Origin of the sequence: Streptomyces sp. NPDC058650 (genome assembly GCF_042717315.1) — a bacterium.
Lineage (GTDB): Bacteria > Actinomycetota > Actinomycetes > Streptomycetales > Streptomycetaceae > Streptomyces.
In genome coordinates this window covers 1-14,088 of record NZ_JBHXRL010000012.1, presented here as the reverse complement: position 1 = coordinate 14,088, position 14,088 = coordinate 1, and the positions used below count along the sequence as shown (strand labels likewise).

Annotated in this window: 8 protein-coding genes; 4 read left to right on the top strand and 4 right to left on the bottom strand. The window is 74.6% G+C overall.

Translation table 11 applies throughout. The features are described 5' to 3' along the window. Positions 1 to 61: 61 nt before the first annotated feature. Complete coding sequence (locus ACFWWU_RS21865) at positions 62 to 1,510, top strand: acyl-CoA synthetase (RefSeq protein WP_384147492.1); 1,449 nt, start codon at positions 62 to 64, stop codon at positions 1,508 to 1,510. A 158-nt stretch (positions 1,511 to 1,668) separates the two neighbouring features. Here the strand turns inward: ACFWWU_RS21865 and ACFWWU_RS21860 are convergent, their stop codons facing one another. From ACFWWU_RS21860 to ACFWWU_RS21845, 4 genes are all read right to left on the bottom strand, one after another. Then, positions 1,669 to 5,367 carry a S8 family serine peptidase gene (locus ACFWWU_RS21860; RefSeq protein ID WP_384147491.1) on the bottom strand — a complete coding sequence of 1,233 codons (3,699 nt, stop codon included), beginning with the start codon at positions 5,365 to 5,367 and terminating at the stop codon, positions 1,669 to 1,671. A 165-nt stretch (positions 5,368 to 5,532) separates the two neighbouring features. Beyond that, complete coding sequence (locus tag ACFWWU_RS21855; RefSeq protein WP_384147490.1) at positions 5,533 to 6,795, bottom strand: MFS transporter; 1,263 nt, start codon at positions 6,793 to 6,795, stop codon at positions 5,533 to 5,535. Continuing rightward, on the bottom strand, positions 6,792 to 7,238 hold the full coding sequence (locus ACFWWU_RS21850; RefSeq protein ID WP_384147489.1) for a GNAT family N-acetyltransferase: 447 nt from the start codon (positions 7,236 to 7,238) through the stop codon (positions 6,792 to 6,794). The genes ACFWWU_RS21855 and ACFWWU_RS21850 overlap by 4 nt, the downstream gene beginning before the upstream one ends. 35 nt (positions 7,239 to 7,273) lie before the next feature. Beyond that, entirely contained in the window at positions 7,274 to 10,870 is a 3,597-nt protein-coding gene (locus tag ACFWWU_RS21845; RefSeq protein ID WP_384147488.1) for a BTAD domain-containing putative transcriptional regulator, read from the bottom strand. A gap of 146 nt (positions 10,871 to 11,016) precedes the next feature. Between ACFWWU_RS21845 and ACFWWU_RS21840 the strand changes: the two genes are divergently transcribed. Genes ACFWWU_RS21840 through ACFWWU_RS21830 form a run of 3 tightly spaced genes read left to right on the top strand, consistent with a single transcriptional unit; the run spans position 11,017 to position 13,937 of the window. After that, positions 11,017 to 11,802 carry an SDR family oxidoreductase gene (locus ACFWWU_RS21840; protein WP_384147487.1) on the top strand — a complete coding sequence of 262 codons (786 nt, stop codon included), beginning with the start codon at positions 11,017 to 11,019 and terminating at the stop codon, positions 11,800 to 11,802. Between the two features lie 48 nt (positions 11,803 to 11,850). Continuing rightward, positions 11,851 to 12,456, top strand: a complete 606-nt coding sequence (locus ACFWWU_RS21835; protein ID WP_384147486.1) for an NAD(P)H oxidoreductase — start codon at positions 11,851 to 11,853, stop codon at positions 12,454 to 12,456. Next, a complete protein-coding gene (locus ACFWWU_RS21830; protein ID WP_384147485.1) occupies positions 12,453 to 13,937 on the top strand; it encodes an MFS transporter in 1,485 nt (494 codons plus the stop codon). The genes ACFWWU_RS21835 and ACFWWU_RS21830 overlap by 4 nt, the downstream gene beginning before the upstream one ends. Positions 13,938 to 14,088: the final 151 nt, after the last annotated feature.

Below are 14,088 nucleotides of genomic sequence, written 5' to 3'. Positions count from 1 at the left end.
CGGACGGGCAGAATTCTCCCGGCAACCCTCGACCTCGACATCGACCCGAGGAGTACGACCGGTGAGTGCGCTCTTCCCCGCCCTGGCGGTTCCGTCCGACCGGCCCGCGCTGCGCTGCGGCGCGGACACGCTGACCTATGCCGGACTGGCCCGCGCCGCCGGTGCCCTCGCGGTACGGATCGGGGGCGCGGACCGGGTCGCCGTCTGGGCCACGCCGAGCGCGCACACGGCGGTCGCGGTGGTGGCCGCCCTGCTCGCGGGCGTGCCCGCCGTACCGCTCAATCCGCGCACGGGCGAGCGGGAGCTGGCGCACATCCTGGGCGACAGCGCGCCGGGCGCGGTGCTCGCGGGTCCGGACGACGTCCTGCCGGCCGGGCTCGCCGCGCTCCCCCGGATCGACGTGGACCTCGCTCCGACGGGCGGGTCCCCCGTGCCGGAACCGGACGACGCCGAGTCCCCCGCGCTCATCGTCTACACCTCCGGCACCACGGGCCCCCCGAAGGGCGTCGTGCTCTCCCGGCGGGCGGTATCCGCCTCCCTCGACGCGCTGGCCGAGGCGTGGGCCTGGACGGCGGACGACGTCCTCGTGCACGCGCTGCCGCTGTTCCACGTCCACGGCCTGATCCTCGGGATCCTGGGCCCGCTGCGGCGGGGCGGCGAGGTCCGGCACCTGGGCGCGTTCTCGGTGGAGGGCGTGGCGCGGGAGCTCGGTGCCGGGGGCGGCACGATGCTGTTCGGCGTACCGACGATGTACCACCGGATCGCGGACGCCCTCGGCGAGGACACCCGCCTCGCGAAGGCCCTGGCGGGGGCGCGGCTCCTCGTCTCGGGTTCGGCGGCGCTGCCGGTCCACGACCACGAGCGGATCACGGCGGCGACGGGCCGGACGGTCGTCGAGCGGTACGGGATGACCGAGACGCTCATGAACACGAGTGTGCGGCCGGGCGGCAAGCCCCGGCCGGGAACGGTCGGGACCCCGCTCGCGGGCGTCGGCCTGCGGCTGGTGGACGAGGACGGTTCCGTGCTCGTCGGGTACGACGCGGAGACGGTCGGCGAGGTACAGGTCCGCGGCCCGAACCTCTTCTCGGGCTATCTGAACCGGCCGGACGCGACGGCGGCGGCCTTCGACGGCGACTGGTTCCGCACGGGCGACATGGCGGTCCGCGAGGCGGACGGCGCGGTGCGTCTCGTGGGCCGCAAGGCGACCGATCTGATCAAGAGCGGCGGCTACAAGATCGGGGCGGGCGAGATCGAGAACGCGCTCCTCGACCACCCCGGCGTGCGGGAGGCGGCCGTCACGGGCGAGCCGGACCCGGACCTGGGCGAGCGGATCGTGGCCTGGGTGGTGCCGGCGGACGCCGCGCTGCCCCCGTCGGAGGCGGAGCTGGCCGACCACGTGGCGGGGCTGCTCGCCCCGCACAAGCGGCCCCGGGCGGTGCGCTACCTCGACGCGCTCCCCCGCAACGACATGGGCAAGGTCCTGAAGAAGGCGCTCCCGGCGGCGCGTTGACCAGGTCTGTAGAGCGCGTGTCGAGCAGGTGGGACGACCAGGTGTGTAGAGCAGGCGCGTTGACCAGGTGTGTCGAGCAGGCGTGTCGTGCATGCGTGAGGCCGGGCCCCGGCTCACAGGGGTCCGGCCTCACACGTTCTCCGGGGTGGTGACGTCGGTTACTTCACGCCGAGCGCGCGGATCAGCTCCTGCGTGACCGTGCCGCCCTGGTCGTCGCTCGCGCCCGCCCGCAGCGAGACGGAGGCCGCCCCGGACGGGATCCGCAGCTCACCGCTCCAGGAAGCGCCGCGCCACGAGGGCTTGAGGGCGACCTTCGTCCAGGTCTTGCCCTCGTCGTAGGAGACGTCCAGGGTGCCGCCGGTGATCGTGCCGGTGCCGGCCGCGCCCTCCACGTACTCCGCGAAGGTGCGGACGGACAGCTTGCCGCCGGCCCGGACGTCGCCGTCGAGGTCGGTGTCCAGGTCGAAGCCGAGGTTGAGCATCGGCAGGTAGGTGATCCGGTCGGCCGGGGTCTCGGCCGAGCGGAAGGTCCACTCGGTGTGGCCCTTGGTCGCGAGCCGCCAGCGGGCCGGGTCGAGCGTGGTGTCGGTGACGACCTTGTACGTGGCCTCCTGCGCCGGGGCGTCCCAGGCGTAGGCGCCGGAGCTCTTCTTCCGGTCGACGCGGACGCCGTCGACGTACACCTCGGTGTACTGGTTCATCGTCGGGTCGTTCCACACGTTGCCGAAGCCGGTGTGGTCGGTGCCCGAGTCGCCCCAGCCGGGGGTGTTGAAGCGCAGGTCGTTGCCGGAGCGCTGCTGGCCCCAGCCGAGGCCGGTGCCGAGCCACGGGTGCCAGACGGGGCCGAACCAGTCGAGGTCGACGCGGCTGCCGCCCCCGTAGGACGGGGTGCCGCCGCGCTCTTCGAGGGAGTCGCCGAGGTCGACGGACTCGTGCCAGCGCTGGCCGGTGCCGGTGGAGACGTACTCGGTGCGCTCGGTCGGGAAGGCGATCCACTCCTTGAAGCCGAAGCCGATCGGGAAGGTGTCGGTGATCGAGTAGCGGAACTCGCCGCCCAGTTCCTTGCGCTTCGTCGGCGCGTAGAAGGTGGAGCGGATGGTGGCGAGTTCGTCCTCCTCGGGACGGAAGACCAGATCCTTGCCGATGGCGCCGGGGTGGCCCTCGGAGAGGTCGTACGTGAACGGGGTGAAGCGGGTGCCGGTCAGCTCGACGCGCTTGCCTCGGGCCGCGCCGGCCGCGAGCCGCTGGGCGTCGGCGGTGTTGACGGTGGCGACGGCGAGCGGCCGGTCCTCGTAGTCGGCGGTGCCGAACCACTTCATCAGTCGGCCGGGCTGGTCGTCGGTGACGAACAGGGCCTTGGCGCCCGCGTCCTGGGCGGCCTGGGCGAGCTGCGCCGGGTCGGCGCCCTGGGTCAGCCGGACGAGGACGGCCTTGCCGGTGACGTCCTTGCCCGTGTACTCGGCGGGGGTTCCGGTGCCCGCGTCGACGAGGCCGAGACGGTGGCTGCCCTCCAGGAGGGTGGCGCCGGCCTGCGGGGTGGCGCCGGAGAGACGGGTGCCGTCGACGCCCGCCTCCAGCATCGGCTTGCCGAGGCGCCAGACGGTCCGGTACTCGAAGGTGCCGGTGGCGGGCTTGGCAGTGGGCGCCGCGAAGATCGAGTCGTACTTCGGCGGGACCTGGACGGCGCCGCCGTAGGAGGCGCCGTTGGCCTCGCGGTCGAACTCCATGAGGAGCTGGCGGGTCTCGGTGCGCTTCTCGACCTCGGCGCGGATCTCGCGGAGCTGCCGGCCGTCGAGGGTGATCTCGCGGTCACGGTCGAGGGTGATCTCCGGCGCGGTGAGGAAGCCGAGGCCGAGGGAGTCCTTGCCGTGGGAGCCGCGTACGTCGAGGAAGGTGTCGACGGTGTACGTGCCGGGCTTGAGGCGGAGTTCGAGGGTGCCGGACTCGCCGACGGCCGCCGGGAAGGGGTCCACGCCCTGCGTGAGCTGCTGGACGCCCAGGTGGGCGGGGGTGGGGGCGCCGTCACGGTCCTTGACGTGGACGGTGAGGGTGTAGCGCTCCTCCTCCTTCACCAGGCCGAGCGCGGTGTGCGAGACGACGGTTCCGGCGGCGCTGGCGGTGATCCGGCCGGAGGACTGGCCGACGGGGGCCTTGGTGCCGTCACCGGTGACGGTGGTGCTGGCGGAGCCGTGGGCCGGGACGGTGAGGGTGGTGTCGGCGAGGGCGGCGACCCCGGCCGGCATGCCCTCGACGGCGAGGTCCAACTCGACCGGGGCGTCGGATGAGTTGGTGTACGTGACGGTCTTGGTGACCGGCTTGCTCTCCTCGTACGGCCAGGAGACGTAGCCGAGGTCGGCGGAGCCCGTCGCGGTGACGTTCGCGGCGATCGCGGCGGCCACGTCGACCCGGCCGGAGCCGAGCGCGTACGAGGAGGCGTCGAGCGTCTTCGACGAGGACATCAGCGCGTTCTTGAGCTGGGCGCCGGTCCAGTCGGGGTGCTGCTCGGCGAGCAGCGCGGCGACGCCGGCGACGTGCGGGGTCGCCATCGACGTACCGCTCATGGTGGTGTAGAGGCCGCTGCCGGAGACGAGCTGGGAGCGGGCGGCGAGGATGTCCACGCCGGGCGCCGACAGGTCGGGCTTGAGGGCCTGGTCGCCGTAGCGGGGGCCCTGGCTCGTGAAGTAGGCGGCCTCGTCGGAGGAGTCGACGGCGCCGATGGTGAGCGCGGAGTCGGCGGCGCCGGGCGAGCCGATGGAGCCGGGGTAGCCGGAGTTTCCGGCGGCGATGACGAAGAGGGCGCCGGTCTCGGCGGAGAGCGTGTTGACGGCCTGGGCCATCGGGTCGGTGCCGTCGCTCGGTTCGCGGGAGCCGAGGCTCATCGAGACGATCTTCGCGTCGATGTCCTTGGCGGCCCACTCCATGCCGGCGATGATCTGCGACTCGGTGCCGGAGCCCTCGTCGCTGAGGACCTTGCCGACGGCGAGGGTGGCGCCGGGGGCGACGCCCTGCTCCTTGCCGTCGGAGCCCGCGCCGCTGCCGCCGACGGTGGAGGCGACGTGCGTGCCGTGGCCGTTGCGGTCGGCGACCTCCTGGCCCTCGATGAAGGACTTGCTCTCCGCGACCCGGCCGCCGAGGTCGGGGTGGGCGAGGTCGGCGCCGGTGTCGAGGACGGCGACCTTGACCCCCTTGCCGGTGAGCCCGGCCTCCCAGGCCTTCGGGGTGCCGATCTGGGCATTGGAGTCGGCCATGGCGGCCTCGACCCGGCCGTCGAGCCAGACCTTGGCGGGGGCGGTCACGGCCCGCTGGGTGTTCTGCGCGGTGAAGCCGCGCCAGAAGGCGGCGGGGTCGGTGGCGGTGACGGCGGCGCCGCCGACGCTGGGGAGGGCGCGGACGGTCTCGGTGCCGCGCGGGGCCGGGGCGGCGGCCCGGGCACTCTTGGCTCCGTACGTGACGATCAGCGGCAGTTCGCCGGTGATGCCCTGCTCGACGAGGCCGGTGACGTCGAAGAGGCGGGGGTCGAGCGCGCCGGAGGCCACGTAGGGGGCGGCCTCGTCGGGAACGACCGTGACCCGTCCGTCGGCGATCCGGCTGCGTATCGCGCCGGTGGCGCCCTCGGCCCGGTCGACGGTGACGGTCTGCTTGCCGCCGCCGAGGTCGGTGAGGGTGACGCGGTCTCCGGTGACGAGGGTGACGGTGGCGGTGGTGCCCGTGCCCTTGGCCCCGGTGAAGGTCGCGGGTACGGGGGTGGTGGTGCCCGGCGCGGCGGCGGTCTGCCCGGCCGAGAGCATCACGAGGGAGATGCCGGCGGCGAACAGCCCGGCCCTCCCTCTGCCGAAGGGGGTGATCCTCGACGTCATCGACGAAACTCCTCGCGGACCCGGGGTCGGGGGTGTTTCCGGGTGCCGGGAGGAGTCTTGGCCTCCGGGGCGGAAGTTGACTCCGTCCGGTCCTGGCGGTTATGTGCCGTGGCGGTCAACCGCCAGGTCAGGAGGGTGACTTCGGGGTGAAACCCGCCCGGAGCCTCACGGAGTGGGGTCCAGTGCGTCGTACCGGCGGAAACGGCGTCCGTAGAGGGCCAGGACGCCGACGGCGAGGACGCAGGCGATCCCGCCGCCCGTGATGGCGACGGCCGGGGAGGTCAGATCGGCGACGGAGCCCGCGAGGAAGTCCCCGAGCCGGGGCCCGCCCGCGACGACCACGATGAAGACGCCCTGGAGCCGGCCGCGCATCTCGTCGGGCGCGGCGACCTGCATCATCGTGTTCCGGAAGATCATCGAGACGGTGTCGGAGTAGCCGGCGAGGGCGAGCAGGAACAGCCCGAGCCAGAGGTTCCGGGTCAGCCCGAAGACGGCGATGGCGGTGCCCCAGCAGGCCACGGCGATCAGGATCGCCTGTCCGTGGTGGCGGATCCTGCCCTGCCAGCCGGAGAGGACGCCGCCGAGGAGCGCCCCGAACGCGGGCGCGGCGACGAGGAGTCCGGTGGTCTTCGCGTCCCCGCCGTACCAGAGGACGGCGACGGCCGGGAACAGGGCGCGGGGGTGGGCGAGGATCATCGCGCAGAAGTCGGAGAAGAACGTCATGCGCAGGTTGGGGCGGGTGGCGAGGAAGCGGAGTCCGTCGAGGACGGAGGCCCTCTTGCTCCCCTTCCGGTCCGGGAGCATCGACGGCAGCCGCCACATCGCGTAGAGGCTCGCGGAGAAGGCGAGGGCGTCGACGAGGTACGCCGTCTGGTACCCGGCGACGCCGACGATCAGGCCGCCGAGGCTGGGCCCGACGAGCGTGCCGAACGTCATCACCATCGAGTTGAGGGCGTTGGCCGCGCGCAGCTGCTCGGGTGGCAGGAGCCGGGGGATCATCGAGGTGCGGGCGGGCGAGTTGAGCGCGGCGCACACGGCCTGGAGGGCGACGATCCCGTAGAGGAACCAGACGCGGTGGAAGCCGGCGAACGCGGCGCCCGCGAGGGCGATCGAGAGGACGGCGGAGCCGAGGGCGCTGGCGAGGCCGAGCTTGCGGCGGTCGACGGTGTCGGCGACGGCGCCGCCGTACAGGCCGAAGACGACGAGCGGGACGAGGGAGAAAAGACCGACGAGCCCGACGGAGAAGGGCGAGCGGGTGATCTCGTACACCTGGAGGGAGACGGCGAGGGCGGTCATGCCCTGGCCGACCCAGGAGATGGTGCTCCCGAACCAGAGGCGGCGGTAGTCGGCGGAGGTCCGCAGCGGGGTGAGGTCGGCGAAGAGCCTGCGGGGGGTGGTCGCGTCCTGTGGCTTCTCGGTGGTGGTCACGCGACGTCGTACCGCAGCTCGGGGCGGGCCCAGTGGATCCGTCCGGCGGGCGGGAGGATTCCGGTGCGGACGGCGCCGGTGCGCAGGTAGAACTCCTCCGCGGGCGGATGCGCGACGACCCGTACGGCGTGCAGTCCGGCGGCCCTGGCCTCCCCGGTCATGTGCTCCATGAGCAGCCGGCCGATGCCGAGGCCCTGGGCGGTGTCGGCGACGAAGGCGAGGTCGAGCTCGGCCTCGTCGAGGAGGAGGGCGTAGAAGCCGAGCACCCGGTCGGTTCCGTCGACGGCGACGAAGACCCGGTGGTGCTCGATGTACGACCCGCCGACCTGGTACCCGTCCACCATGGCCGCGTAGTCGCCCCGGTAGGCGGCGGAGGTCCGGACGAGCCGGGTGAGCCGCTTGGAGTCGTCGGCGGTGGCGCGCCGGATGGTGATGTCGGGCATGGGGTGAGTATAGGAACGGAGAGAGCGGTGACTCCTTACAGTTTCATGGCTTCGGTCACAGCGGTGTCGTGCGTGAGGCTCCCGCCGTGGGTGAAGGCCGTGGCGAAGGCGGCGTCGCCGAGGGCGGCGCGGGCCGCCGTCTCCGTGCGGTCGACGTCGGCACGCTCCGCCGGGGGCAGCGGCGCGCCCGTCGAGGAACGCAGCGCTGCCGCCGCACCGAGCAGGAGCGCGGCGCCCCGGGCGCGGCCGGCCGGGGCGTGCGCGGAGGCCAGGCCTTCCAGGGCGAGCGCGACCGCCCTCGGATCGCCCGAGGTCAGCGCGGTCCCGTACCCCTCCTCCTGGAGCTTCAGGGCCGCCTCCAGGTCGCCGCGCCCGAGCGCCGAGAAGCCGAGCTCGGCCAGGATCAGGGCGTTCGCGGAGTCGAGACCGACCGACCGGTGCCAGTCGAGGACCTCCCGCATGTGCCGTTCGGCCTCCTCGAAGAGGCCCTCGCGGCGGGCGCCCAGGCCGAGCCCGAGGACCGCGTTGATCTCGCCCGCACGGAAGCCGACCTCGGCGGCCCGGTCCCTGGCGGCCTCGTGATAGGTCCGGCACTCGGCGAGATCGCCCCGGAGGAGGGCCGTGCGGCCGAGCCCGGCGAGCAGGTCGGGCACCTCGGTCGTCAGTCCGAAGCTCTCCGCCGCCGCCAGACCGGCCCGCTTGAGCCGGTCGGCGCGCTCGTACTCCCCGTGGATCTCCGCGACGGTCGCGAGCGGGTACACGGTCCACAGCCGGGAGCACGCGTCGCCGAGCTCGGCGAAGAGCGCGTCCGAACGGGCCGCGTCGGCCTCCGCGCCCGCCACGTCACCCTTGAGCAGGAGCTGTACGGAGCGGTCCGCGAGCGCCGCCGCCTCGCCCCAGCGGTCGCCGTGGGCCCGGAAGCCGCCGAGGGCGCTGCCGGTCAGCTCCCCGCCCTCGACCTGACTGCCGGTGCCGCAGAGCGCGTGGGCGAGGAACCAGCGGGCCCAGGGGCGGCCGGCGACGCCTTCGTACGAGGCCGGGCTGGCCGTGTTGGTCGTGCCGGTCGTCTCGGCCGTGCCGGTCGTGCTGGTCGTACTGGTCGTCTCGGCCGTACTGGTCGTACCGGTCGTGCTGGTCGTGCTGGTCGTCTCGGCCGTACCGGTCGTGCTGGTCGTGCTGGTCGTCTCGGCCGTGCCGGTCGTACCCGCCGTGCCTGTCGCGTCCGCCGCGTCGTAGGCCGCCAGGGCGTCCGCGATCCGGCGCCGCCGGTCCGTCCCGTCGCCGCCCATGACCGCGAGCCCCGTGCGCCACACGCCCACGCGGGCCCGCAGCGCGGCGAGTCCGGGCGCCTCGCCGGTGCCGTCCTCCGGGTGCGCCCGCAGCGCCGCCGTCGCCGAGCGGAGCGCCTCGCCGAGCCGCCCGCGCATGATCCAGTACCAGGCGAGCGCGTCGACGAGCCGGAGCGCGGCCCCCGCGCTCGCCCCGGCGCCGCCGGTCGCGGTGAGCGCCCGGTCCAGGGCCGCCCGCAGGTTCGGGGTCTCGGCGTCGAGGTGGGCGAGGCGGCGGCGCTGGTCCGGGCCGCGCAGGGCGGGCCCGGCCTCCTCCGCGACGCGGAGGTAGTACGCGAGGTGGCGTTCCCGTACGGCCTCGGTCTCGCCCTCCTCCCGCAGCCGTTCGAGGCAGTACGCGGCCACGGATTCCAGCAGCCGGTAGCGCGGCCCGTCCGGTCCGTCGACGGCCACGACGAGCGAACGGTCCACGAGCCGCGCGAGCAGCCCGAGCACGTCACCGGCGACGACGTCGCCGGCTCCGCCGCCCGCCCCGCTCTCCCCCGCGCAGACCCGTTCCGCCGCCGCCAGGGTGCAGCCCTCCGCGTGGACGGCGAGGCGGCGCAGTACCGTCCGCTCCGGTGCGCTCAGCAGATCCCAGCTCCAGTCGATGACCGCCCGGAGCGTGGCCTGCCGGGCGGGCGCGCCGCGCAGCCCCGAGTCGAGCAGCCGGAACCGGTCGTCGAGCCGTTCCAGGAGCCCGTGCACCCCGAGGGCGCGGACGCGGGTCGCGGCCAGCTCCAGGGCGAGCGGGATGCCGTCGAGGCGGCGGCAGATCCCCCGTACCGCCTCCCGGGCCGACGCGTCGAGGGTGAGGCCGGGCGAGGAGGCGGTCGCGCGGGCCGTGAACAGGGCGACCGCGCCGTCCGCGTCGAGCGGTTCCACCGCCCACAGCGTCTCGCCCGCGAGCGCCAGCGGCTCCTGGCTCGTGGTCAGGACGACGAGGCCGGGTGCGGCGCGCAGCAGGAGTTCGGCGAGTGAGGCGGCCTCGTCGACGACGTGCTCGCAGTTGTCCAGGACGAGCAGGGTGCGTCGCCCGCGCAGGACCTCGGCGAGCCGCTCCGCCGTGGTGGGCGGCCGTTCCCCGTCGGGCCGCAGCCCCCACACCCCGTCGTCGCGCAGTTCGAGCGCGGCGGCGACGACCTCGGCGAGCTCGCCGCCCGCGCCGGCGAACTCGACGAGCCACGCGCCGTCCGGGAACGCCTCCTCCACCTGCCGGGCCGCCTCGACGGCGAGCCGGGTCTTCCCGACGCCGCCGGGTCCGGTCAGGGTGACGAGCCGCCGCTCGCGCAGCAGTCCGGTCACCTCCGTCACGGCCTCGTCGCGGCCGACGATCCCGCTGAGCGGCACGGGAAGGTTGCCCCGCGCGGGCCCGCCGACCACGGCCGGGCCGGATCCGAACCCGAACCCGGACCCGGACCCGGACCCGGACCCGGGCACGGACCCGGACGCAGGCACGGCCACGGACGCAGGCACGGCCACGGACGCAGGGACAGTCCCGGGCACAGTCGCGGACGCCGTCACCGGGACCGGCACCGGCACCGTCGCGGGCAGCGACAGATCGGCGTCCTGCCGCAGCATCGCCGTGTGGAGCGCGGCCAGTTCGGGGCTCGGGTCGAGCCCGAGCTCGTCGGCGAGGAGGGCGCGCAGCTCCTCGTACCCCGCGATGGCCTCGCTCTGCCGGCCGGCGCGGTACAAGGCCCGCAGGTGTACGGCGCGCAGGCGTTCACGCAGCGGGTGACGGGCCACCAGCTCCGCCAACTCGCCGACCAGCATGTCGTGTTCGCCGAGTCCGAGGCGCGTTTCGGCCAGCGTCTCGCGCGCGGAGAGCCGCTCCTCCTCCAAGCGGTCGGCCGCCGCCCGGGCGAACGGCTCGGCGGCGAAGTCCGCGAACGCGGGCCCCCGCCACAGGCCGAGGGCCTCGCCGAGGAGATCCGCCCGGGCGCGCGGCGCGGCCGTGTCCCGGGCGCGGGCGGTGAGCATCGCGAACAGGTGGGCGTCCAGGGCCCCTTCGGGTACGGCGAGGAGGTAGCCGGGGGCGCGCGTGACGACGAGCTCGCGCCCGCCGGGCTCGGCCTCGTCCAGGGCGCGGCGCAGTTGGGAGACCTTGGCCTGGAGGGCCCGCAGCGGGCTGCCGGGCGGTTCGTCGCCCCACAGGTCGTCGACGAGCCGGTACGCGGCGACCGGCCGGCCCGCGTCGACGAGCAGGGCCGCGAGCAGGGCCCGCACCTTGAGCTCCGGCACCCGGACCGGCCGCCCGTCCTCGGTCCGTACGGACGTCTCCCCCAGCACCGCGAATCGCATGCGGCCACCGTAACCCGGCCCGAACCGGGCCCGAACAGGGCCCTGACCAGGCCCGAACAGGATCCGAGCCGGACCCGAACACCCGCCCGGCAGAGTCGTTCCCGTCAGCAGGAAACGACGGAACAGACACACACCAGGAGCCGGACATGAGCAGCAACGCCACCACCGCCACCACCACCACCACCCGCACCCTCGCCGGCAAGACCGCCCTCGTCACCGGCTCCAGCCGGGGCATCGGCCGGGCGATCGCCCTCCGCCTCGCCGCCGACGGCGCCCGCGTCGCCGTCCACTACGCCGGCAACGAGACGGCGGCGAAGGAGACGGTCGCCGCGATCGAGGCGGCCGGCGGCACCGCCTTCGCGATCCGCGCCGAACTGGGCGTCCCCGGCGACGCCGAGGCCCTGTGGAAGGCCTTCGACGAGCACGCCGACGGCCTCGACATCCTCGTCAACAACGCCGGGATCTCCGGCCCCGGCCTGATCCACGAGGTCGAGGAGGCCGACTACGACCGGGTCTTCGCGGTCAACGCCAAGGCGCCGTTCTTCATCATCAAGCAGGGGCTCGGCCGGCTGCGCGACGGCGGCCGGATCGTCAACATCTCCTCCGGGGTCACCAAGGTCGCCTTCCCGGGCATGACCTCGTACGCCGCGTCCAAGGGCGCCGTCGAGGTGCTGACCCTGACGCTCGCCCAGACCCTCGGCTCCCGGGGCATCACGGTCAACGCGGTCTCCCCGGGCACGATCGAGACCGACATCCACCCGTGGATGGCCGACCCCGCCGCCAAGGCGCACGCCGCCGGGTTCTCCGTCTTCGACCGGGTGGGCCAGCCGGAGGACGTGGCCGACGTCGTCGGCTTCCTCGCCTCCGACGCCGCCCGCTGGGTGACCGGCCAGAACATCGACGCGAGCGGCGGCTCCGGCCTCGGTCTCTGACCCGGCCGCCCCACCCACCAGCCCCTCTTCATGTGAAGGATCCCCGCCGTGACCCGCCATACCCTCCTCGTGCACGCCCACCCCCGCTCCGACTCGCTCACCGCCCAGGTCGCCGACCTCGCCCACGCCCGCCTGAAGGACGAGGGAGGGACCGTCGACGTGCTCGACCTGTACGCCGAGGGCTTCGACCCCGTCCTCCGGCCGGCCGACGAACCGGACTGGGAGGACCGGGAGAAGCAGTACTCCCCCGAGGTGCACGCCCACATGGACCGCATCCTGGCCGCCGACGACATCGTGATCGTCTTCCCGGTGTGGTGGATGGCGCCGCCCGCCGTCCTCAAGGGCTGGATCGACCGGGTGTGGAACTACGGTTTCGCCTACGGGCGCAGCAAGCCCCGCCTGGCCGCCAAGCGGATGCTGTGGCTGGCCCTGATGGGCAGCCCCGCCGACGAGATCGAGCGTCTGGGCCTGTCCGCCGTCCTGGACGCCCAACTGCGCATCGGCGTCTCGGAGTACTGCGGGATCAAGGACTCCTCGGTACGGATCGTGTACGGCACCGAGCTCTCCGGTGTGGCGAAGGACCTGCGCCCGGAGCGGGTGCGGGCGCTGCTCGCCGAGGCCGGCGCGGCGCTGGACGGAGGTCTCTCGCGATGACCACCCGGATCTCGCCCCCGACCGAGACCGCGCCGGCGAAGGCCGGAGCCCGCCAATGGCTCGGCCTCGCCGTCCTCCTGCTCCCCGTCACCCTGATGACGGCCGACCTCGGGGTGCTGTGGCTGGCCACCCCGTACCTCTCCGCCGATCTCCGGCCCAGCGGCGCCCAGTTGCTGTGGATCACCGACATCTACGGCTTCCTCACCGCCGCGACGCTCGTCATCATGGGCACGCTCGGGGACCGGCTCGGCCGCCGCAGGCTCCTGATGGCGGGTTCGGCGGGCTTCCTGCTCGCCTCGCTGCTCGCCGCGTACGCCCCGAACGCCGGGACGCTGATCGTGGCCCGCGCCCTCCTCGGGGTGGCCGGCGCGGCGGTCCTGCCGTCCACGCTCGCCCTGATCAGCCACATGTTCACGGACGCCCGGCAGCGGGCCACGGCGATCGCGATGTGGGTGACCGCCCTCTCGGTCGGTCTCGCGATCGGGCCGGTCATCGGCGGGGTACTGCTCGCGGCCTGGTGGTGGGGGTCGGTCTTCCTGATGGGCCTGCCGGTCATGCTGATCGCGCTGGTCACGGCCCCGCTGCTGCTCCCCGAGTACCGCGACCCGAAGCCGGGGCGGCTCGACGCGGCGAGCGTGGTCCTGTTCCTGCTCGCGGTGCTGCCGCTGGTGTACGGCGTGAAGTCGCTGGCCGCGCACGGCCCGACGGGGGAGGCGGCGGTCGCCTTCGCTCTCGGCGGCGCCTTCACCGTCCTCTTCGTCCGCCGGCAGAACCGGCTCGCGACGCCGCTCCTGGACCTCCGGCTCTTCCGGAACAAGGCCTTCACGGGCGCGCTGCTCGCCCTGCTCCTGGGGATGACCGCGCTGAACGGCGTCGAGTACCTGATCCCGCAGTACCTCCAGTCGGTCGCGGGGCTCTCCCCGCTCGACGCGGGACTGTGGCTGCTGCCGGGGGCGGCCGCCCTGATCGCCGGTTCGCAGCTGACGCCGTTCGTGGCCGCCCGGGTCCGCCCGGCGTACGTCCTGGCCGGCGGGCTCCTCGTCTCCCTCGTCGGGTACGCGGTGGTCGCCCTGGCCTCCGGGGTGACGGTGGCCGCCCTGGGCCTCGCCGTGATCATGTTCGGCGCGGCGCCGATCAGCGTCCTCGGAACGGCGCTCGCGGTGGGCGCCGCCCCGCCGGAGAAGGCGGGCGCGGCGGCGGCCACCGGGCAGACGGCCTACGACCTGGGCCTGGCCCTGGGGATCGCGGTGACCGGCAGCGTGGCCGTGGCCGTCTACCGGACGGGCATCCCGGCGGACGCCCCGGCGGCGGCCCACGAGAGCCTGGGCGCGGCACTCTCCCTGACCGACGAAGGCCTGATCGCCCAGGCCCGGGAGGCGTTCACCACGGCCCTGCACACGGCCTCGGCGCTGAGCGCGGGCTTCGCCCTGGTGACGGCGGTCGTGGTCCTCACCCTCCTGCGGGGCGTCCCCCGCACGTGAGTCCCCCGCAGCACATGACGGGGCCGGGGGGGGGGGGGGCCCCCCCCCCCCCGGCCCCCGGCCCCCCCCCCCCCCCCCCCCCCCCCCCCCCCCCCCCCGCCCCCCCCCCCCCCCCCCCCCCCCCCCCCCCCCCCCCCCCCCCCCCCCCCCC